Below are 20,298 nucleotides of genomic sequence, written 5' to 3'. Positions count from 1 at the left end.
CTCGGGCCCGGTCCTCCGGCGCCCCTCAGGTGAGTGGGGGCCCCGCCTCCGGATTCGGTACGGGCTCCGGGCCCGGCGGGATGGGGGACGGGGACGGCTCCGGGGGGCCCGGGTGCGGCGGGGGCGGGCCCGGCGGGGGTGGTGTCGGCTCCGGGACCGGCTCCGGGACCGGTTCCGGGGTCGGGACCGGGCTCGGGTACGGATCCGGCGGGGTCGGGCCGGGACCCGGTGTCGGGCCCGGCGGTACCGGGTCGGGGTGTGGGTTCGTCATGGTGTCCTCCGGGCAGTCACGGGACGTCGCCTCTGGACTACTCCCCCGCCTACCCGACGGCCGCCCGGCCACTCACCCGAGGGCAGCACGGGGACGGGTCCAGGCGGGTGGCGGGGGGCGTGGTGCCCGGCCGCGGGGGGGGAGGAAGCGGTGGGGGTGACGGTTGCGTGCCGCTGGGGCGGCAGGGGTGACGGTTGCGCGCCGCTGGGGGGCAGGGGTGACGGTCACTTGCCGTGGGGCGGCAAGGGTGCGGGTCGCTCGCCGAGCAGCGGCACGGGGTGACGGTCACTCGCCGTGGAGCGGCAAGGGTGACGGTCACTTGCCGAGAGATGGGCCCGGTGGCGTCCGCGCGGCGAGAAGCGGCCCGGGTACGGCCACCCGCCGAGAGACGAGCCCGACGGCGACCGCCCGCCTGGAGACAAGCCCGGTGGCGACCGTCCGCCCAGAGACGAGACCGGTGGCGACCGGCCGCCCAGAGACGGGCCGGGTAACGCTTCCTCGCTCCATGGCCGGCCCCAGTGGCGACGCACGATCAGCCCCGGCCCCAAGCGACAGCGCCACGGGAACCGGGCCGGACGGGCGACCGCGCGTTCACACCCGGACCGACGGGTGAGCGCACACTCGAACCGGCCGGGTGACCCGCCGCTCGGTCAGAAGCGTTCCGGGTGGGCGCGCAGCCAGTCCTTCGCGGCCGACACGAGTCGGGGGTCGGCCGGCGGGGCCGCCTCGGGGTGGCGTTCGGCCCACTTCACGACGTACGAGCAGAGCGGGGCCACCGGGACGCCCTCGCGCTCGGCGAGGGCGTACAGCTCACGGGCGAGCGATCCGGCGATGCCCTTGCCCTCGTGGGCGGGCTCGACGACGGTGTGGACGGGGACCAGGGCGCGCTCCGGCGCCTCCAGGAGGAAGTACTCGATACGGCCGACGACTTCACCGTCGCCGACGGCCTCCAGGCGGCCCGCCGCCCGGTCGTCGCGGATCTCGGTCTCGCTCATGGGCACGCACTCTCCTGGTCCTCGTCCTGGTCACGGTCCTGATCGTGGCCGGTGGGTCAGGCCCCCACGGCCTGCGGGCTGCGCTGCTGGTCCGAGCCGGGCACCGGCTCGGACGGGTCGGCGCCGAGGGACACGATCCGGTTGCCGGCGTCGACGTGCACGACCCTGGGCCGCAGGGCGCGTGCCTCCGCGTCGGTGACCTGAGCGTAACTGATGATGATCACGAGGTCGCCGGGGTGGACGAGGTGGGCCGCGGCCCCGTTGATCCCGATGACCCCGGACCCCCGCTCGCCCTCGATGACGTACGTCTCCAGCCGGGCGCCGTTGGTGACGTCCACGATGTGCACCAGTTCGCCGGGCAACAGATCGGCGGCGTCGAGGAGATCGGCGTCGATGGTCACCGATCCCACGTAGTGCAGGTCGGCCTGGGTGACGGTGGCTCGGTGGATCTTGGACTTGAACAGAGTACGCAGCACTTTGGACTCCTGTAAGACGGCTCCCTGCCTGCTTTGTGCAGGTCAAGGGCGGTCCTCACTCTACAACTGGCACGCGCCCGACTCGGGGAGTGTGAGGAACATCGCTTGGCTCTGGCGAGCAGGTTCCCGTCCTGGGCAGCTTGCCTGACGACCCGTCAGACCCGGGAGTCATCGATGGGTCACCTCCCAGGAACACCTGACGAGTCCGTACGTGCCGGCCACTCGAGGGAGGTGTCCGGATACAGTGCGCGGGATGCCATCCTGGTCAGGGAGGGGAAGCGTGACCGACACCAGCGACACCCGGCCCGCCGAGGGCGAAGCGCAGGCGCCGCGGCAGAGCCGACTGCACCGCCTGATGCGCTACATCCCCCTGATCGCCCCCGTCCTGCTGTGGGCCGTGCCCTGCTGGGTGCTCCTGTACACCGGGCAGCACTGGCCGCTGCCCGTCACCCTGGCCGGCACCGCCCTGTTCGTCCTCGGCCTCGTCGGTATGCCGCTCGCGATGGTGCGCGGCCACGGCCGGCGCCAGCAGGACGGGGCGGCGATCCTCGGTGACACCCTGCTGGGCACCAGCTGGGTCCTGTTCACCTGGTCCGTTCTGCTCGGCGTCCTCTTGCGGCTCGCCCTGACCCTGGCCGGCGTCGGCGAGAGTCAGGACCGGGCCCGCGTCGTCACGTGGGCCGTCCTCGGCGTGACCGCCGTACTGCTCGTCTGGGGGTACGCCGAGGCCCGCCGCGTGCCCCGCGTGCGCCGACTCGACGTACGGCTCCCGCGTCTGGGCGCCGGATTGGACGGGCTGCGTGTCGTCCTCATCACCGACACCCACTACGGCCCGCTCGATCGCGCTCGCTGGTCGGCGCGGGTGTGCGAGACGGTGAACGCCCTGGAAGCCGACCTGGTCTGCCACACCGGCGACATCGCGGACGGCACGGCCGAACGCCGCCGCGCCCAGGCCGCACCGCTCGGTACCGTGCGGGCCGGCCGGGCCCGCGTGTACGTCACCGGCAACCACGAGTACTACAGCGAGGCCCAGGGCTGGGTCGACCTGATGGACGAGCTGGGCTGGGAGCCGCTGCGCAACCGCCACCTGCTGCTCGAACGCGGAGGCGACACCCTCGTGGTCGCCGGCGTGGACGACGTCACCGCCGAGTCCTCCGGCCTGGCGGGCCACCGCGCCCACCTCGCCGGAGCCCTGGACGGCGCCGACCCCGACCTGCCCGTGCTGCTCCTGGCACACCAGCCCAAGTTCGTCGACCGGGCGGCAGCCGCCGGCATCGACCTCCAGCTCTCCGGTCACACCCACGGCGGCCAGATCTGGCCCTTCCACCACCTGGTCCGCCTCGACCAGCCCGCCCTCGCCGGCCTGAGCCGCCACGGCACCCGCACCCTCCTCTACACCAGCCGCGGCACCGGTTTCTGGGGCCCGCCGTTCCGCGTCTTCGCCCCCAGCGAGATCACGCTGCTCGTGCTCCGCTCCCCGCACCCACCCACCTCGCCGTAGTCGCACTCCCGCCCGGCAGCACCGTCGTCATCGGCGGGCGCGCTCGCGCTGCCGGACAACGTGGCGCAGGGAGTGCCAGGCGACCACCGCCCATGCGGCGACGAGCACGGCGTACAGGACGACGGCGATCCAGACGAACAGCTGCGAGCCGGTACGGGCGGCGAGCACGCTGGTGCCGGTCACGCAGGCACCGAGCGGGAAGATGAACGACCACCAGGTGGCTGCGAAGGGCAGCCCTCTGCGGATCTCCCGTACGGTCAGCGCCGTGGCCAGCGCCAGCCAGAGCAGGGCGAAGCCCCAGATCCCGAGCCCGGCCAGGAGCGCCACGACCGCACTCCCGCGCGCGTACGGCGCGGGCAGCGCGCTCGGCGCCGCCGTGGCCAGCGTCCCGAGCGCCGTCACCGCCTGGTCCACCGCCCCCACCCCGATCCACATCGTGGGCACCACCGCACCGCCGGGCGCGTCATGGTGCACCAGGCGGCTGTAGACCATGGCCAGCACCAGCAGGACCGCGATCAGCCCGAGTCCGAGCATGGAGTAGCAGCACAGCAGCAGGGCCAGCCGTACCTGCCCGGCCGGTGCCCGCGGGACGAGGAGCGCGCCCGTCGCGGCGGAGACCAGCGGCGGCACCACCGGGAGCAGCCAGCCGCCGAACGCCGCGTCGGGCGTGAAACGGTGCCGCGTGACCATCAGATACGGCACCGTGCAGGCGGTGGCGAGACCCAGCACCGTACCGGCCGACCACAGCACCCAGTCCACATCCACCGCCGCACGTTCCCCGATCAGCCGCCGGCCGAGCAGCAGCGTGCCGGCCCCGACGGTGAGCAGCGCCATCGGCGGCGCCCCGAAGAACTGGGCCATTACCGGATCACCGGCGTGCACCCGCAGCGTGCGCTGCCCGGCGTAGCCGACGGTGAGGACGATCAGCAGCAGCGCGGTCCCCGCCCAGACCACCGTGGCGGCCTCGTACAGCCCGGGGAAACCACGCGGCAGCGTGGCCGCGGCGACCGAGACGATCCCGCTGCCCATCACGGCCGCGAACCAGCCGGGACCGAGTCGGCCCCGCTGTCTGCCGTTCGCCTCGTCCGGCTGGTCACGTACGTGCACGGACGGTCTCGGGGCGGGGCCGGCCGGGGACGGGACCGTTCGGCTGGGACTGGGGTGGGGTGTCACGGCGCGGAGTGCCTTCTCTTCTGTGTCGGATCCGTCACCGTCCACGTTCGGCGACGGTGACCGGCAGGCCGACCGGCGGGGCAGCGCCCGGCAGTTCACGGGACGCGGCCGAGACCGTCGGCCCGTTGGCGCCCTCGACGCTATGGCGGAGCACCGCTCCCGCCCCAGAGCAGCACGCGCCAGGACGCCCTCACACCAGGACATCGAGCATCGTGCGGGCTCGTTGCCGGGTGCCGGCCGGATGCCCCGATGTCCTGGTCCGAGCGTGTTGTGGCCACATCTGTGGCCATGGCGAGACGGCAGGGAACCGCTGGACACGGGGGAGGCACCGAAACCCGATGCCTCGATCCACACCACGGAAGGCAGCGGCATGCCGCAGGGACGCGGACGGCACTCGGCACGGGAGCGGCAGGGCGTCGCCGGGCGGATGATGGTGTCCTCCGATGGGGGCCCCAGTCGTCCGGGAGGCGCGCGATGAGGGACAGGCCGTCAGGCAGGAAGCCGCTCCTGGTGACCGTGCTGGTCTTCCCCGGCGTACGGCTGCTCGACGTCACCGGCCCGATCGAGGTGTTCACGACGGCCAACGAGTTCGGCGGCCGTTACCGGGTGCGCACGGTCTCCCCCGACGGCGCCGACGTGGTCACCGCGGCCGGCACCGGACTGCGCGTCGACCTGGCTGCCGCGCAGGTGCACGAAGCCAGCGATGTGGTGGTCGTCCCGGGCGGTCCGGAGTGGCCCTCCCTCATCAAGGACGACGCCCTGCTGGAGGCCATGGGGGCGCTCGACGCACGCAGCCGCCGCACCGCGTCCATCTGCACCGGAGCCTTCCTCCTCGCCGCGGCCGGACTGCTCGACGGACGCAAGGCGACCACGCACTGGCGTTTCGCCGACCAGCTGGCTCTGCGCTACCCGCGGGTGACCGTCGAGGCGGACGCCCTGTTCGTGCGCGACGGCCACATCATGACCTCGGCCGGCGTCAGCTCGGGCATCGACCTCTCGCTCGCCCTGGTCGAGGAGCACGTCGGCACCGATGTCGCCCGCGCCGTCGCCAAGGACATGGTCGTGTTCATGCAACGGCCGGGCGGTCAGTCGCAGTTCAGTGTCCGTACCCACACCCCGCGCGCGAGACAGGAGATGCTGCGCCGGGTCCTGGACGCGGTCGCCGAGGACCCGTCCGCCCCGCACACTCTTGCCGCCATGGCGCGCCGGGCCGGTGTGAGCACCCGCCACATGACACGCCTGTTCCACGACGAGATGAGCACGACCCCGGCCCGCTATGTCGAGCAGGTCCGCATGGAGGCCGCCCGGGCGATGCTGGAAGACAGCGACGACTCCATGGCCACGGTGGCCCGGCGGACCGGCTTCGGGTCACCGGAGTCCCTGCGCCGGGCCTTCACGCGCAACCTCGGCGTCACGCCGGGAGCGTACCGGGCACGCTTCCGCACCACGCACACCGCAGGCGACGGCAAGGGCGCCTGAGCCGTTGAGGTGTCCGGCGCGCACAGACGATCGCCCGGATCCGACAGGCCGGCCGTGCCGGACGAGGCTTGCCGGGCCTCCTCGACCATCCGTACGGCGTACATATTCGGCGCACACATACGGAGGCGCTGCCGTCACGGGCCGGCCGAAGCGGGGGCGTGAGAGTTCAGCCCGGCTCGCGCCCTGTTGCCGCACCTCGCCGCGACTGGCACAGCCGCCGGGTTTCCACGGCGCACCACGCCCCCGCCACGGCGGCCGACCCCGCCCCTGCCGCGTCGGCAGCGGGGCGGAGGCCGGGCCGCTGGGTGTCAGTTCGGGGTGGCGGCGTGCGGTCGGTTGTGCACCAGAAGCGCCGAGGCGAGGGCCGCGCACAGGAACACCGCGGCGATGACCGTCATGCCGGCGTGGACGCCGGAGGTGAAGGCGTCGCCGATCGCTGCGGTCACCTCCGGCGGAGCCGCTCGGTGGCCGCTGCTGCCGGTGGAGACGGCGTGTTCGACGGCGGGCCAGGCCGCTCGGGGGACGTGGTGGGCGTCCAGCCGGGTCGGCAGCTGGGACTGGAGCCGGGCGGCGAGGAGGGCGCCGAGGAGGGAGGAGCCGGTGACGGATCCGATCTGCCGGAAGGCGTTGACGGCTCCGGAGGCCATACCGGCACGTTCGTGGGAGACGCTGACCAGGGCGGCGGCGGTGCTCGGCGCGGCGACCATCCCGCTGGCGGCTCCGAAGAGGGCGAACAGCCACCACACCCGGGCGTAGGAGGTGGTCGGATCCAGCGTGGTGAGTCCGGCCGTGGCGGCGGCTCCGATGAGGAAGCCGAGGGTCAGCGGGAGCTTGAAGCCGGTGCGGCGGATCACGCGTCCCGTCGCGTAGCTGACGATGACATAGCAGCCGAAGAAGGGCAGCAGCCGCCATCCCACGTCCAGGGCGGACAGGTGCTGGACGCGCTCGTAGAAGAGGACCGTCACGATGGCGAGCCCGGTGAAGCCGAACAGCGAGACGGCCGCGACGAACATGACCGCGCTGAAGGACGCCGACCGGAACAGGGTGATGTCCAGCATGGGCGTGCGGCCGGCGCGCTCGACGAGGACGAACCCGGTCAGGGCCGCGGCCGCGATGATCCAGGCGGTGAGGATGCGGGGGCCGGCGTAGCCGTCGTGTCCGCCTTCGATGAGGGCGTAGACGAGGGCGGAGATACCCAGGACGGCCAGGACCTGGCCGGCGATGTCGAGCTTGCCCTCGGGGCCGCGCGATTCGGTGACGAACGCGGCGGCGGCCATGGTGACCACGGCGAGGACGGCGGTCGACAGGAAGACCGTGTTCCAGTGGAAGTGGTCGAGCAGGGTGCCCGCGATCAGAGGGCCGACGGCGAGCCCGATGCCGGACGAGGCCGCCCAGATGGTGACCACTTCGGTGCGCCGGTGGGGGTCGGGGAAGGTGGCTCCCAGGATGGCCAGGCTGTTGGGCAGGATGAGGGCGCCGCCGAGGCCGGAAACGAGCTGGCCGGCGATGACGCCTCCCGCCGAACCCGCCGCGTAGACGATGAGCGACCCTACGATCATGACCGCGGCGCCGGTGACGAAGGCGCGCTTGCGGCCGTAGAGGTTGCCGATGGTGCCCGCGGACAGCACCAGACTGGCCACCAGCAGGGTGTATGCGGAGGGGATCCAGACGAGGCCGGTCGGGGAGACGTGCAGGTCGTCCTGGATGGCAGACAGCGCCGAGACCGAAGCGGTGATCAGCAGGAAGGTCGTCATGGCGCCCAGGCACATCGCGATGAGCGTGACGGCGGCGCGCCGGGCGGGCTGGTGCGGGGAGGGCTGGACGCCGGTTCGCGGGCCGATCGGCCGGAGTCGGCCCGGGGCGGGGGAAGGTGTGGAGGTCACGGTGTCCTCGTCTCAGCCGAGCTGCGGGTAGAGGGCGGCGACGCCACCGGAGAGGCCGGCCTGTACCTGGCGACTGCGGTCGTCGACGACGATCTCGGCAGCCCCGGCGGCAAGGCCGTCGACGGCCGCGCGGGCGACGTCCGCCGGGTCGGTCTTGGGTCCGTCGACGTGGCGGGCCATGTCGGTGTCCATGTAGCCGACGTGGAGCGCGGAGACGGTGATGCCCCGGGGTGCGAGCTGCTGGCGGACGGCGTTGGTCAGGCTCCACTCCGCGGCCTTGGCGGCGGCGTAGGCACCGACCGCGGGGAAGCTGATCCATGACAGGGCGGACAGGATGTTGAGGACGGCGCCTTCGCCCTGTGACTCGATCACGGGGGTGAAAGCCCGGATCATGCCGAGGGTGCCCAGATAGTGGGTCTCCATCTCCAGGCGGACGGCGTCCCAGCTGCCGGTCAGCAGATCGGCGCCCGTGGAACTGCCCGCGTTGTTGATGAGCACCGTGATGTCACGTGCTTCCTCGGCAGCCGCGGCGACGGACGCGGGGTCGGTGACGTCGAGGCGTATCGCTTTCACGCCGGGCAGATCGATCTGGTCCGGTCGGCGGGCCGCCCCGTACACCGTGGCGCCCCGCGCCAGCAGTTCCTGGGCCAGTGCCCGGCCGAGTCCGCGATTGGCCCCGGTGACCAGGACGGTTGCGCTGCTGATGTCCATGATTCCTCCCTGGGGATGTGCCCACCCCAGCTGACTTACGATTGAAGAAGTCAGCTGCGACGGTATAGGCTGGCTTTGCATGAGGCAAGTCAGGTGGAGGGTGCAGAGATGAAGGATCTGCGGGAGGAACGGGACGCCTGGTCCATGGCCAACTGCTCCATCGCCAGGACCCTGGAGATCGTCGGCAACAGGACGGCGATGCTGATCATGCGGGAGGCGTTCCTGGGCACACGCCGGTTCGACGACTTCGCCAGGCGTGTGGGCATCGGTGAACCCGCCGCCGCCGCGCGCCTGAAGGAACTGACCGCCGCCGGCCTGCTGGAGCGCGTCCCCTATCAGGAGCCCGGCCAGCGGACCCGGTACGCCTATCAACTCACCGAGAAGGGCCAGGACTTCCGGGCCGTCATCGTGGCCCTTCGGCAGTGGGGCGACAGGTGGGCCGCCGATGAACAAGGGCCCCCCGTGGTCGCGCGCCACGAGAACTGCGGCGCCGAGGTGCACGCGGTGCTCCGCTGCGACGACGGCCACGACGTGCCGATCGGCGACTCGTTCGTCGACGCCGGGCCGGGTCTCATCCGCGTCAGCCCGGACGGCCCCTGAACCGAGCGGCGGCGGAAACACCCGCAGGACGACTCCCCCACCGGCGGGCCGCCCCAGCCATAGCCGACCGGCGCGACACACCGGCACCACACGCCCCGAGGAGCTGCCGCATGTCCGAACCATCGAAGCACCGCCTGAGCGCCCACGCCGACGACCGGACAGGAGCGGCGGGACACCGATCACGCGTGTTCGGCTGGGAGGACCCCGCGATCTCCGCCGGCGCCGTCCCCCACCACAGTGGTCTGGACTTCCTCCGCGAGATCCTGGCGGGGCGCCTGCCCACCCCGCCGATCGCCGCCACCCTGGGCTTCACCCTGGAGGAGGCCGAGCACGGCCGGGCGGTCTTCGCCCTGGTGCCGGGCGAGGAGCACTACAACCCGATCGGCAGCGTCCACGGCGGCGTCTACGCCACGCTCCTCGACTCGGCGGCCGGCTGCGCGGTGCAGTCCGTGCTGCCCCGGGGCATGGGATACACGTCGATCGACCTGACCCTGAAGTTCCTGCGTCCGATCACCGTCGGCACGGGCAAGGTCCGCGCCATCGGCACCGTCCTCAGCAGTGGCCGCCGCACCGCCCTCGCCCAGGCGGAGCTCCGCGACACCGGCGACCGGCTCCTGGCCCACGCCACCAGCAGCTGCATGCTCTTCCCGGTCCCGGCCCGCTGACCGTCCACACCGGCGCGAGAAAGAGCCCCCGGAGCCGTTAGGCCACCTCGGGCCGCACCTGGCGGCAGCTGCCGGCGGTCTTCGGGCCGGCCTGGCCCAGCGTCCACCGGCGCTTCGCGCACTGGAGCCGGGACCGCGTCCGGGCCAGGCTCCACCGCGTCCGCGTCCGCCGACTTCCCTTCGTCCCAGCCCACTTGCGCCGAGGGCAGCCGGTGCTAAGGTCCGGTTGATCGGAATACGGGGGGTATCAGGTGTTCGTAGTGGGCACGGCCGCAGTGTTCATCCTGCTGGCGCCGCACGTCGCTTGGTACATCAACCTTCCCTTCCTCCTCCTCGTGGCCGTCGGCTGCCTCGCGGACTTGGCTTCGAAGAAGAGGCATGTCCGGTACCTGGCTTTCGGCTACCTCCTCTTCCTCGACGTAGCCGCGCCCTACGAGACGAGCCGGAAGGCCGGCTGGAACTGGGTCGCATGGGTCGACCTGGTCCTCCTGCTGGTGGCGACCCTCGTGGCGGCGCTCCTCCTCCTGTTCGGTCAGGAGAACGCCGGCAGCACCCGCCCGGCACCGCTGCCGGCGGTACGCAACCGGCCGGTTCCGGCGCCGCGCCGACGCCCGGCCCGGGTCGCCGCCCTGCGCCGGCAGGCGGAGCGGGCCGCGGCCCGGCGTTCGGTCATGCGGCCTTCTGCGAGGCGGCTGCCTCCGGGCGCAGATCGTCGAGGGTGAGCCGGTGGGCAGGCGGGTCGGGCACGACGATCTCGCGGGTGAGGCCCAGGTCGGGCCCGACGTGCAGGAGTTCACCCGGCTCCAGCAAGCGCCATGCGGGGTGATCGTCCATGCGTTCGCTGGCGATCACGACGGCCGGGGCGTCGGCCAGGGGGCGCGAGTGGATGCGCATGTGGCCGTCCGTACCGGTGTGGTCCAGGTGCCGGCCGCCGTGACGCCCGCCCGCCGGCCGTTGCAGGACGTACAGCTCGTGGGTGTCGGGGTAGCGCAGCGCCCACAGTTCCCCGGGGGTGGCCAGGATCAGGTTGAGGGCGTACAGGGGCAGGTTCTGCGCGATCCATCGGGCGGCGTCCGCGATGCCCGTCGTGATGTCGCCGCCCCGCACCCCGATCTCACGGGTGATCAGGGCGAAGAACCGCTCGGAGTCGGTGTCGCCGTGGACGAGGCGCAGGTCGTCACCGAGGTGCTCGTCGAGCCGGCCGAGGTCTTCGATGACTCCGTTGTGCGCGAAGATCCGCCCCTGCTGCACGAACGGATGGGTGTTGCGGGCCTCCAGGCCGCCCGTGGAGGCGTACCTGATGTGCGCGACGAAGGTGACGGACTCGGTCTGCTTGGCCTCGGTGGCGAACGCGCGGTCCTCGTAGGCGGCCAGCGGTGCCTTGCTCACCTCGGGAGTGCCGTCCGGGGCGAAGTGTCCGAGCCCCGTGCCGTCCGGGTCGCGGTGGCTCTGTGCGGTGAGGCTGTCGGGTGCGTCCAGCAGCCAGAAGGTGGCGTGGGTACGCCTGGGTGCGCTGCTCAGACCGAAGAGACGGCACATGAGGTGGTTCCCCTTCCGGGTCGGCGATGGCCGGTGGCGTGCGGAGGTGCGGACAGTGGCGGGCGGGGCGCTGCGGGTTCCTGGTCCTTGCGGCATGCACGACGGGTTCCTGGTCCTTGCGGCATGCACGACGGCCGCCGTCCGGCCGTCGGCACGCGCCGTCCCGGCGGGTCAGCGTCATGTCCGTCGGGCCGGCCCGACGGACCCGCCGGTCGGCGGAGGGCGCCCGAACCACCGACCGACCGCCTGTACACGGTCCGCCCGGGCGCCGGGCGGGCGGCTGGTTCGGAGCATGCGCGGTACGGCCGTCGGGCGGTTCCGCGCGTGGCGGGGATGCCGTAGGCGCGCCCGCGTCGCCGACCCGAGGCGGCGCGGGGTCTCCGGGCCGGCCTGGGGGCCCTGGTGGCGAGCCGCGCGCCCCCGGCCCGCCGGGGGCCGCGTCCTGACTCCTGCGCCTCATCGGTGATCCTGCTCCGCCTTGGCCGACCGCCCGGCACCGTCCTCCGGCAACGGCGAGTGGGCCAGCACGACGACGGCCCGCCGCGCACCTCCTCGTCGAAGACGAGGGTTCCCCACAGGATGGAGATCACCGGGTCCCCGAGGGAAAGCCCGGGCTGTGCCGCCAGCAGGCGCCCGGCGTGCACCGCCGACTGCAGCAGGAACATCGAGCCGGCTCCGGCGACGACCATGGCGTACAGCTGCCAGCTGGTGAGCAGGGCGGCGAGGCCCCGGGCGAAGGTGGCGGTCATCCCCTTGATCAGGGCGGCCGTCAGTCCGAAACCGCAGCTGGTGGTCGTGCCCAGGATGGCGGCCTTGCGCGCGCCCCGGCCGGTCAGCCGCGCCCACCACACGCCGGCGGCGATCAGCAGCAGCCCGGCGGCCATCGCGGCCGAGGCCGCCCACTCACGCGGCCGCATCGGGCTGTGGAGGAGCAGCGAGGCCGGCATCAGTGCCACGGGCAGATCCAGTACCAGCAAGGACTCGACCACGGACATGCGGCCGTTGCCCAGGGCCGCCGCCTGCAACAGGAAGCCGGCGATGACACAGGCGACCCCGCCGAACCACACCGGACGGTGCGGCAGGCTCCGGATCAGCCGCCGGCTGAGACCGGGAGGGACGTGCCTCTCGCCGTACGGTTCAGCCGCGACCGGTCCCGTCATCAGAAAGGTCCCGTCATCAGAAATACGATTCGAGCGTGCCGCTGCGCCGGACGTCGAGCGTGGCGCAGTGGAAGGAACCGCCGAACGGCGCGTAGTGCAACAGGTCGCACGGAATGGGCTCGAAGCCCCACTTCTCCAGCGCGCGCAGCGTCCTGGTGTGATGGCGCTCGGCGATCACGCGCTTCTCGTCGGCCATGAGCACGTTCATGTTCAGCCACTTGCCGCACAGCGAGGTCGTTCTGAGAAAGCGGTCGTCGATCGGGTCGGGTTCGGGGGCGACCAGGACGTCCCAGGACTTCAGTACGTCCGGCAGCTCATCCACGTCGATGTACTCGGGGTTGACCATCACTTTGCCGGGCGACAGCAGCACGAACGTCGTGTCGATGTGCATGGGCGTACGGCATCGGCTCGCGACCTCGTGGACGCGGTACTCCGGACCGAGGTGCCGGCGCAGCCATTCGATGCCCATGCGGTTGGTGACGTTGCTCCGCGTGACGAACAGATCGCGTCCGGCGCGTACGAAATCCGCCGCGTCGAACACCGGCTCGTACTCGGTCAGGATGTACCGCATGGGCTCCCCGGCGGCGGGGGTGCGGAAGTCCGCCTCGAACAGCTCGTCGGTGAGTTGCGGCTTCGGCGCCGCGGTCCAGCGCGCGCCCCGCCGGAAGTACTCCTTGAGGAGTGAGCGGTAGGAGTGCGTCTCGAAGTACCGGCACGGCCATGCCATCGGCGTTTCGATGATCTCGTCGCCGACCACCAGGAGGCTGTCCCTGGGGCACGTGTTGCAGAACCCGTGCGACGACCAGTCAGGGGTGCTGAAGCGCTGCCTGAAGTCGACCGCGTCGGGGCGCCGGACCGTGACCCCGAGGGACTGGAGGAGGGTGACGAACTGATCGAGTTCCCGCTGCGCCTGCTCGACCAGGAAACCCGGGTACCGGAAGCCGGCGGCAAGACCTTGCAGCCGCGCGGCCCAGGGCGGGATGTTGCAGGCCACGACCGGGTGGCGGGAGGGAATCGTCGCGCCCTCCAGACGCCCGACGACGACCTCCTCCAGGGGGTCCCACTCATTGTGGGAGCTGACCGGCACGACGGGCAGGTCCGCGGGCGTCGCCCCGGCGTCCACGGTGGAGGACAACGGCTGGTTCACGCGCACCCCTCGACCTGTCGACCTGTCGACTTGGCAGCAGTTGTCGGATATGCCCGACCAGCGGCTTTACTCACGGTACATCGTCGCGCTACGCACGGCGACAGGCGGCGTCGGGCGAGTGACCCGTCTCCGTGGCAGGGTCCGGCCTTGCCGGGTCACCGGGCGTCGGGCGGGCGGCCGGTCCGGGAGCATGCGCAGGACGGCCCGTTCGACGGGCCCTTGCGTGGCGGGGATGCCGCAGGGGCCTTCGTCGCCGAGCCGAGGCAGCGCGGCAGACCGCGGGGGTGTTGCCGAGATACCCGGACACCTCGCGCGCCGCCCGGGCGATGGCCCGGCGCCGGGCGGACTCGCTGCGCGCGACGGGTTCCGAGACGGCGAGGGCCACGGCGGCCATGACCGTGGCGTGCCAGGTGCGGAAGTCCTTGGCGGTGATCTCCAGGCCGGCCGGTTTCCTGAGGTAGGCGTTGATGTCGTCGCCGCTCAGCTCGTGCCAGGTCTGCTGCTCCCGGTACGCCAGGAGCCGGTCGCTCCCGCCCCGGCGCCGCCGCAACGCGGTCAGGGTGCGGCAGGCGGCGGGGTCGGTGACCGTCTTCGTGATCTCCCTGCCGTGCTTGCCGGTGAGGGCGAACAGCACGGCACCGGCCTGGCAGTGGGAGTGCTCGCGCAGCAGGGTGGTGAGGCCGCAGCTGTGGTTCAGTTCGGCGCAGCGGTCGCTGCCGATCCGGAAGAAGTCGAGGTCGAGGAGGCGTACCGCTGTGGCCAGGACCCGCTGCCGGGTCAGGCCCCGATCGCTCATGTGCCCTTCGACCGCCTCCCTCACCGCCGGCAGGACCTCGGCGACGTCGAGCACGTGCTCGTGCTCGGCCTGCTCCTGTTCAGCACGGAGCTGGGGGTGTACAGGTACTGGCGGCGCCCGGCGGCGTCCGTGCCCACGGCCTGAAGATGCCCGTCGGCCCGGGTGCAGATCCACACGTCGCGCCAGGCCGGCGGTATGACCAACGCGCGGATGCGGGTCGGTTCGACCGGATCGCGCAGCGGCTCGCCCAGGGCGTCGAGGTACCGGAAGCCGCGCCCGTGCCGCAGCCGGCGGTACCCGGGGTCAGTGGGACGGCAGTGACAGAGACGCATCCCCGCCTCCTGGGACTCACCCGAGACCGGACTCCCTCGTCGCCGCCCCGTGAGCCGGTCACCTGGTTCACCCTTCGACCACCCCATCGGTGGAGCATTGGTCTGCGTAGCATGGCCGGAGACGGACACCGTCGGCCGAAAAAAGTCCGAGCGGGAGTCCGGTACCGGAAGAAGGCGATCCCCGTGAACGTCGCATACGGAACGAACCTGTACGGAGCGGCAGGAGCGGAAGAACTCTTTCCGTGGTTCGCCGTCATGTTCGCGATTCTGGCGGTGGCCCTCGTGGTCATGCTGCTGAAGACCAGGCACCACTGACACGTTTCCTGGCCGTTCCCGGTCACAGTCCCAGCGGCTGCGCGCCAACGCCGGAGGCAGGAGTCTCGCCGCCCGCCTCGTTGAAGGCGTCCAGAGCCTGTACGAGTGCCCGACGCTGCGCCGGCCGCAGCCGCTGGACGATCGCGTGGATCTCGGCCCGGCGCCGGGCGATGACCGACTCGACGGTCCGCCGGCCTTCCTCGGTGAGGGTCAGCAGCGTCTCCCGGCGGTCCTCCGGGTTGGGCTGCCGTTCGGCGAGCCCGGCCGCGATGACGCGGTCCGCCATCCGCATCGCGGTCGAGGGACTGACCCGCAGCGACTCGGCCAGGGCGACCAGCTTGATGGCGCCACGGCTGGACATCACGACGAGCATGCGGAACTGCGGCAGCGTGACCCGTTCCTCGACCCCGGCGAGCGAGCGGGCGGAGACCGCCATCAGCACGCGGGAGGCCGTGAGCACCGCCCGGGTGACCGCATCGACGTCATCCGTTTCCCCGGCCGATGTCTCACGCTGCGCCATACGTCCTTTGTACCGTGCATCTGTCCCGCGCCGCCGAGGCGCCCTGGGGCCGACAGGGAATCGCCCGGCGCCATGCGCGGAGAGGCCGCCCCGAGGCCGGCCGGGGTGGTGACGGCGGCCGTGAGGATCCTCTTCCGCAAGGGGCGCCCGGGCCTGGACGCGGCGCTCCTCCGGACTCGAAGCCCCCAGGAGCCGGCAAGGCCGCAGCGCTCTCTCCCTCGCCAGCCTGGTCAAGTCGTCCGTGGTCCGTAGACGCGGTAGTCCTCGGCGTCGGGCCACTTGACCTCCAGTCCGAGGCCGGGCCGCGAGGGGTCCGGGCGCAGGGCGCCTCCTTCGGGTGCCAGCGTGCCGTCGAACAGCAGGCGTTCGAGCCGCACGTGGTCGTGGAAGTACTCCAGGTGCCGCAGCCGGCGCACGGCGCAGAACGCGTGGGCGGAGACGGCCGGCGCGCAGTGGGCGGACAGGTCCAGGTGATGGGCCGCGGCGAGGCCGGCCACTTCCAGGACACCGGTGATGCCTCCGCAGCGGGTGACATCGGCCTGGAGGCAGTCCACGGCGGGGCCTTCGACGAGGTTGACGAAGTCCCGCGTGGTGTAGGCGTATTCGCCGGCCGCGATCTCCAGCCGGGCGGGGCCCTGCTCGCACAGCATGCGCAGGCCGTCGAGGTCGGCGGAACTGACGGGCTCCTCGAACCACCGCACGTCCCACTCCTCGTGGAACCGGCGGGCCCAGTACAGCGCCTGCTTGCGGCCCAGCGCCCCGTTGGCGTCGGTGAAGATCTCCGGCTCCGCACCGACGGCCTCGCGGACCGCCGCCAGGCGTCGCGGGTCGCCCTCGGGGTCCCGGGAGGTCTTCAGCTTGACTCGTGGGATGCCCTGCTCCACCCACCCGGTGAGCTGGTCGGTGAGGCGGTCCAGGGAGTAGTTCGTGAAGCCGCCGCTGCCGTACACCGGCACCCGGTCGTGGTACGCCGGGAGCAGTTGGACCAGCGGCAGGCCGAGGAGCCGGGCCTTGAGGTCCCACAGCGCCACGTCCACCGCGGAGACCGCCATGGCGCCGGCGCCGGGGCGGCCGGCGTTGCGGATCTGCCGCTGCATCAGCTCCCACACGGCCGCCGGTGCCGTGGCGGCCTGGCCCTTGATGAGCGGCGCGAGCTGGGAGTCGGCGAACGAGGCGACCGACACGTCCCCGTAGGTGTAGCCGAGGCCGGTGCGTCCGCCGGCGTGCACCCGGACCAGCACCATGGTGGTGGAGTCCCATTCCAGGGTGCCGTCCTGTTCCTTGCCGTCCGGGCCGTCGGTCGGCGCCTCGAAGGCGTGCACGTCCACCGCGTCGATCCGGCAGTCCGCCGGATCCGGCCCGGCACCGGTCCCGGCGCCGCTCATGAGTGCCGTCCCGGCAGGTGTCCGGCGACCTCGGTGATCATCTGGCGGAACTCGGGGACGCCCGCGAAGAGTTGCGCGAGCGGGACCTCCTGCTGGTGGTGCGCGCCGAGGGAGAGTCGCTTCGGCCGGCCGACGACCGCTGCCACGGGCTGGTGGTCCAGCCTGGCGTCGTACAGCCTGTTGAGCAGGTGTACGGCACCGGGACCGGAGGTCGCCGTGCAGCAGCCCACCTCGCCGGTGAACCTCGCGTGCGCGCGGGCCATGAACGCGGCCATCTCCTCGTGCCGGGTCTGGATGAGCTCCGGTTCCCGCAGGCGTTGCAGTAAGAAGTCGGCCACCAGCGTCATGACGTGCTCCCTCGGATGCGCACCTGTGCCGTCCGCAGGAGGTGACCGGAGGCGGCTCCGCGTAAACGAGCGGCGGCCGGGCTCCCCTGTCCGGTCGACGCGGTGCTCGGCCGAGTGGCTCTGCCGGGTCCGGCCGGCGAGAGGCGCCTCGCCGGAGGCGCACGGGTTCCCGCCTCCCGGGACCCCTTCCGGGTGACCGGGGGGCTGCGCTCCGCCGCCCCCGGCCGTGGACGCCCTCCCGGTCGGGCTGTTCGTCCCGGGCACGGGCCGGCTCCTCGCCCCGGACACCGTCAGGCTCCTGGCCTCGGACACGGCTGTGGCCGTCCTCGGCGGGGCGCGGCGGACCGAGATGCCCGAGCGTCTCGCGCAGCTCGCCCAGGCACCGGGCGATCAGCCGGGACACATGCATCTGCGAGATGCCCACCAAGGCGGCGATCTGCTGCTGTGTCAGGTCGTGGAAGAACCGCAGCACCAGGATGCGGCGCTCCCGCTCCGGGAACTGCCTCAGCGCGTCGGCCAGTTCCACGCGTTCGGCGACGGTCTCGATCCGGGCGTCCCGTTCGCCGAGCACCTCGCCGAACGCGGGCAGAGCCCCGTCCCGTCCCTCCGACGGCGCGTCGAGCGAGCGGGGCCGTACCGCGTCCTGGGAGCGGACGGCCTCGGCCACCGCGTCCTCGGACAGACCGCAGGCCCGGGCGATCTCCCCGAGCGTGGGCGGGCGGCCGCCCGCGGCCTGTTCGAGGTCCCGCCGCACGCGCCGCACCTGCTGCCTGGTCTCCTGCACGGAACGGGGCAGTCGCACGAGCCCGGTCCGGTCCCTGAAGTGGCGCTTCAGCTCCCCGGTGATCGTCGGCACCGCGTAGGCCAGGAACGGGTGTCCGTGGCCGGGGTCGTAACCGTCGACGGCCTTCACCAGCCCCACGCAGGCCACCTGGAAGAGGTCGTCCTGCTCCTCCACGCCGATGTTGCGGTATTTCGCGGCGATCCTGCGGGCCACGGGGATCAGGGTACGGACGGCTCGCTCCCGGGCCGCGTCCCGCTCGCGCCCCGGTGGGTGGCTGCTGATCCGTCCGACGACCTCGTCGATCCGCAGGGACGTGAGCGCGCCGTCGGTCTCGTGCTTCCCCGGCGGGCGGAGGGTGGTCGGCGGATTCATGTGAGCCTCTGAGCTGGAGGGGCCGGCTGGGCTGCACCATGGGTTTCCCGATTCCTTTGTCCTATGCAAAGATCACCCGCTCGGCGAGGATTTCGGGTGGACCCGCGGGCGGAGCGGATGATTCCGGTTTCGCGGTGCCGGAGGGGTCGTCACACAGCGGTCGTAGTCGCGTCTGCTCGGCGGCGTACGCCTCATGCCGCTGTCCGCCCTGCTGCTCGCCGGCGTCGGCGCGATCGGCCGGCGCATCGGACGGGTGGCCCACCTCAAGCATGTGCCGGCCCGGACCTGCGCTGTACGGCCTGCTCGCCGGTTTCGCCCTGGTGCCGGCCGTCGCCCCGCTGCTCACCACGGCACCGGGCGGAGAGCCGGACACCGGCCGCGCCCGGCGCACACCCCGTTTCCGGACGACGCGGCCGGGAAAACCCCCATGCCATGAAGGAGCAAGCCGGCACACAGGAAGAACCGGCGGACGACGTCTGCCCGCCGTGGGTACTGCGGGAGTACGCGGTTCTCGCCGACGGCGAACGCGGCGCCGTGGTGGACCCGGAGGGACGGATCGTCTGGCTGTGCGCGCCGCGCTGGCACAGCGACGCCGTGTTCTCCGCCCTGATCGGGGGCCGCGGGTACTTCGGTGTCGAACCGGCGGACCGCTGGCACGTGTGGGGCGGCTACTACGAGGACGGCACGCTGATCCGGGTCAGCCGCTGGGTGTCCGCCGACTGTGTGATCGAGTGCCGCGACGCCCTGGCGATGCCCGCCTCGGTGGACCGGCTCGTACTGCTGCGGCGGATGCGCGTCGAACGGGGGGAGGCCGCGCTGCGGCTCACCCTCGACCCGCGGCCCGGCTTCGGCGCCGGCCGCGTGCGCGACCCCCGCCTGGAGGACGGCGTGTGGACCGCGGACGCCGACGGTCTGCGGCTGCGGCTCGTCGGCGCCCGCGAAGCCGCGTGGAAGCCCGGGACCGGGCTGCGCGGTGAGTTCCGGCTGCGCAAGGGCGAGCACCACGACCTCGTCCTGGAGTTGTCGGAGCGGGAGCGCGTCGAGCCCCTGGATCCGGATCGGCTGTGGAAGGCGACGGAGGACGCCTGGCGGCGGGCGGTGCCCGACTGCTCCCGGCTGGCCGCGCCGCGCGACGCCCGGCACGCGTACGCCGTCCTGCGCGGCCTGACCAGTTCCTCCGGCGGCATGGTCGCCGCCGCCACCACCTCCCTGCCGGAACGCGCGAACACCGGCCGCAACTACGACTACCGCTTCGCCTGGATCCGCGACCAGAGCTACGCGGGCCTCGCGGTCGCCGCCCACGGCCCGCACGAGCTGCTCGACTCCGCGGTGCGTTTCACCGCCGAACGCATCCTGGCCGACGGCGAGGGCATGCACCCCGCGTACGACGTCGCCGGCGGGCCGGTCCCGCGGGAGCGCGGGCTGCCCTTCCCCGGCTACCCGGGAGGCTACGACCGGGTCGGGAACCGGGCGGCCGAACAGTTCCAGCTCGACGCGTTCGGGGAGGCGCTCCAGCTGTTCGCCGCCGCCGCGCACCACGACCGGCTCACCCCCGACGCCGAGCGGGCGGTCGCCGTCGCCGTCGACGCGGTGGAACGCAACTGGAAGCGGCCCGACGCGGGGCTGTGGGAACTGGAGGACCGGTGGTGGACCCAGTCCCGGCTGAGCGTGGTCTGCGGGCTGCGCCGGGTGGCCGCGACACTCAAGGGACGGACGGCACGGCGCGGCGCCGACCTCGCCGAGGCCGTCTTCGCCGAGACCCGGCGCCGCTGCCTGGACGCCGGCGGCCGCTGGCGCCGGGGCGCCGAACACGGGGGGGCCGTGGCCGCGCGGCGCACCCCCCCTGG

17 protein-coding genes and 3 pseudogenes are annotated in these 20,298 nt (G+C 72.7%); 7 read left to right on the top strand and 13 right to left on the bottom strand.

All coding sequences use genetic code 11. From position 1 onward, the window contains the following. Nucleotides 1–921 precede the first annotated feature (921 nt). Nucleotides 922–1,266, bottom strand: coding sequence for a GNAT family N-acetyltransferase (locus tag ABZV94_RS32115; RefSeq protein ID WP_356346635.1), 345 nt, complete (start codon nucleotides 1,264–1,266; stop codon nucleotides 922–924). A gap of 56 nt (nucleotides 1,267–1,322) precedes the next feature. Then, a complete protein-coding gene (gene panD, locus ABZV94_RS32110; protein ID WP_103813675.1) occupies nucleotides 1,323–1,742 on the bottom strand; it encodes an aspartate 1-decarboxylase in 420 nt (139 codons plus the stop codon). Nucleotides 1,743–2,022: 280 nt separating this feature from the next. Here panD and ABZV94_RS32105 point away from each other — a divergent pair, with 280 nt between their 5' ends. Beyond that, complete coding sequence (locus tag ABZV94_RS32105) at nucleotides 2,023–3,243, top strand: metallophosphoesterase (RefSeq protein ID WP_356346632.1); 1,221 nt, start codon at nucleotides 2,023–2,025, stop codon at nucleotides 3,241–3,243. Between the two features lie 27 nt (nucleotides 3,244–3,270). On the opposite strand, the gene ABZV94_RS32100 is transcribed toward ABZV94_RS32105, so the two are convergent. Further along, nucleotides 3,271–4,350, bottom strand: a complete 1,080-nt coding sequence (locus ABZV94_RS32100) for a TDT family transporter (protein ID WP_356346630.1) — start codon at nucleotides 4,348–4,350, stop codon at nucleotides 3,271–3,273. Between the two features lie 576 nt (nucleotides 4,351–4,926). Here ABZV94_RS32100 and ABZV94_RS32095 point away from each other — a divergent pair. Continuing rightward, complete coding sequence (locus ABZV94_RS32095) at nucleotides 4,927–5,895, top strand: DJ-1/PfpI family protein (protein WP_356346628.1); 969 nt, start codon at nucleotides 4,927–4,929, stop codon at nucleotides 5,893–5,895. Between the two features lie 308 nt (nucleotides 5,896–6,203). Here ABZV94_RS32095 and ABZV94_RS32090 read toward each other — a convergent pair whose 3' ends face one another. Further along, the gene (locus tag ABZV94_RS32090; protein ID WP_356346626.1) at nucleotides 6,204–7,778 is read right to left on the bottom strand and encodes an MFS transporter; all 1,575 of its coding nucleotides are present in this window, start codon (nucleotides 7,776–7,778) and stop codon (nucleotides 6,204–6,206) included. 12 nt (nucleotides 7,779–7,790) lie between these two features. Further along, nucleotides 7,791–8,489: an SDR family oxidoreductase gene (locus ABZV94_RS32085; protein ID WP_356346624.1), complete on the bottom strand. Its 699-nt coding sequence runs from the start codon at nucleotides 8,487–8,489 to the stop codon at nucleotides 7,791–7,793. Nucleotides 8,490–8,597: 108 nt separating this feature from the next. On the opposite strand from ABZV94_RS32085, the gene ABZV94_RS32080 reads away from it, so the two are divergent. From ABZV94_RS32080 to ABZV94_RS32070, 3 genes are all read left to right on the top strand, one after another. After that, complete coding sequence (locus tag ABZV94_RS32080) at nucleotides 8,598–9,089, top strand: helix-turn-helix domain-containing protein (RefSeq protein ID WP_356346621.1); 492 nt, start codon at nucleotides 8,598–8,600, stop codon at nucleotides 9,087–9,089. A gap of 110 nt (nucleotides 9,090–9,199) precedes the next feature. Further along, nucleotides 9,200–9,754 (top strand): PaaI family thioesterase, encoded by a 555-nt coding sequence (locus tag ABZV94_RS32075; RefSeq protein ID WP_356346618.1) that lies wholly within the window; start codon nucleotides 9,200–9,202, stop codon nucleotides 9,752–9,754. A gap of 260 nt (nucleotides 9,755–10,014) precedes the next feature. Beyond that, entirely contained in the window at nucleotides 10,015–10,476 is a 462-nt protein-coding gene (locus ABZV94_RS32070; RefSeq protein WP_356346616.1) for a hypothetical protein, read from the top strand. On the opposite strand, the gene ABZV94_RS32065 is transcribed toward ABZV94_RS32070, so the two are convergent. From ABZV94_RS32065 to ABZV94_RS32050, 4 genes and pseudogenes are all read right to left on the bottom strand, one after another. Further along, nucleotides 10,424–11,293: a class II glutamine amidotransferase gene (locus tag ABZV94_RS32065; RefSeq protein WP_356346613.1), complete on the bottom strand. Its 870-nt coding sequence runs from the start codon at nucleotides 11,291–11,293 to the stop codon at nucleotides 10,424–10,426. The genes ABZV94_RS32070 and ABZV94_RS32065 overlap by 53 nt on opposite strands. Continuing rightward, complete coding sequence (locus ABZV94_RS32060; RefSeq protein WP_356346611.1) at nucleotides 11,272–12,453, bottom strand: hypothetical protein; 1,182 nt, start codon at nucleotides 12,451–12,453, stop codon at nucleotides 11,272–11,274. Before ABZV94_RS32060 ends, ABZV94_RS32065 begins: the two co-directional genes overlap by 22 nt. 16 nt (nucleotides 12,454–12,469) lie before the next feature. Beyond that, on the bottom strand, nucleotides 12,470–13,588 hold the full coding sequence (locus tag ABZV94_RS32055; RefSeq protein WP_356346639.1) for an amidinotransferase: 1,119 nt from the start codon (nucleotides 13,586–13,588) through the stop codon (nucleotides 12,470–12,472). A 198-nt stretch (nucleotides 13,589–13,786) separates the two neighbouring features. Next, nucleotides 13,787–14,728: pseudogene (locus ABZV94_RS32050) on the bottom strand (DNA topoisomerase IB); the annotation flags it as partial. Between the two features lie 183 nt (nucleotides 14,729–14,911). Between ABZV94_RS32050 and ABZV94_RS32045 the strand changes: the two are divergent. Then, the gene (locus ABZV94_RS32045; RefSeq protein WP_356346609.1) at nucleotides 14,912–15,043 is read left to right on the top strand and encodes a hypothetical protein; all 132 of its coding nucleotides are present in this window, start codon (nucleotides 14,912–14,914) and stop codon (nucleotides 15,041–15,043) included. A 22-nt stretch (nucleotides 15,044–15,065) separates the two neighbouring features. Here ABZV94_RS32045 and ABZV94_RS32040 read toward each other — a convergent pair whose 3' ends face one another. From ABZV94_RS32040 to ABZV94_RS32025, 4 genes and pseudogenes are all read right to left on the bottom strand, one after another. Next, complete coding sequence (locus ABZV94_RS32040; protein ID WP_356346607.1) at nucleotides 15,066–15,563, bottom strand: MarR family transcriptional regulator; 498 nt, start codon at nucleotides 15,561–15,563, stop codon at nucleotides 15,066–15,068. Nucleotides 15,564–15,793: 230 nt separating this feature from the next. Continuing rightward, on the bottom strand, nucleotides 15,794–16,948 hold the full coding sequence (locus ABZV94_RS32035) for an enolase C-terminal domain-like protein (protein ID WP_356346637.1): 1,155 nt from the start codon (nucleotides 16,946–16,948) through the stop codon (nucleotides 15,794–15,796). Nucleotides 16,949–16,983: 35 nt separating this feature from the next. Then, nucleotides 16,984–17,295: pseudogene (locus tag ABZV94_RS32030) on the bottom strand (thiamine pyrophosphate-binding protein); the annotation flags it as partial. A 415-nt stretch (nucleotides 17,296–17,710) separates the two neighbouring features. Next, nucleotides 17,711–18,451, bottom strand: a pseudogene (locus tag ABZV94_RS32025) (sigma-70 family RNA polymerase sigma factor); the annotation flags it as partial. Between the two features lie 432 nt (nucleotides 18,452–18,883). On the opposite strand from ABZV94_RS32025, the gene ABZV94_RS32020 reads away from it, so the two are divergent. Continuing rightward, a partial coding sequence (locus ABZV94_RS32020; protein ID WP_356346605.1) for a glycoside hydrolase family 15 protein occupies nucleotides 18,884–20,298 on the top strand: 1,415 nt, incomplete at its 3' end.

Origin of the sequence: Streptomyces sp. NPDC004658, assembly GCF_040609555.1 — a bacterium.
Classification (GTDB): domain Bacteria; phylum Actinomycetota; class Actinomycetes; order Streptomycetales; family Streptomycetaceae; genus Streptomyces.
The sequence above is the reverse complement of the archived record's forward strand: the minus strand, read 5'-3'. Positions and strand labels throughout refer to the sequence as shown.

Bases quoted from the DNA above. Each gene is read 5' to 3' on its own strand.
- ABZV94_RS32115 (WP_356346635.1), bottom strand. From the start codon at position 1,266: ATGAGCGAGACCGAGATCCGCGACGACCGGGCGGCGGGCCGCCTGGAG.
- ABZV94_RS32060 (WP_356346611.1), bottom strand. From the start codon at position 12,453: ATGACGGGACCGGTCGCGGCTGAACCGTACGGCGAGAGGCACGTCCCT.
- ABZV94_RS32040 (WP_356346607.1), bottom strand. From the start codon at position 15,563: ATGGCGCAGCGTGAGACATCGGCCGGGGAAACGGATGACGTCGATGCG.
- ABZV94_RS32080 (WP_356346621.1), top strand. From the start codon at position 8,598: ATGAAGGATCTGCGGGAGGAACGGGACGCCTGGTCCATGGCCAACTGC.
- ABZV94_RS32065 (WP_356346613.1), bottom strand. From the start codon at position 11,293: ATGTGCCGTCTCTTCGGTCTGAGCAGCGCACCCAGGCGTACCCACGCC.
- ABZV94_RS32085 (WP_356346624.1), bottom strand. From the start codon at position 8,489: ATGGACATCAGCAGCGCAACCGTCCTGGTCACCGGGGCCAATCGCGGA.
- ABZV94_RS32075 (WP_356346618.1), top strand. From the start codon at position 9,200: ATGTCCGAACCATCGAAGCACCGCCTGAGCGCCCACGCCGACGACCGG.
- ABZV94_RS32035 (WP_356346637.1), bottom strand. From the start codon at position 16,948: ATGAGCGGCGCCGGGACCGGTGCCGGGCCGGATCCGGCGGACTGCCGG.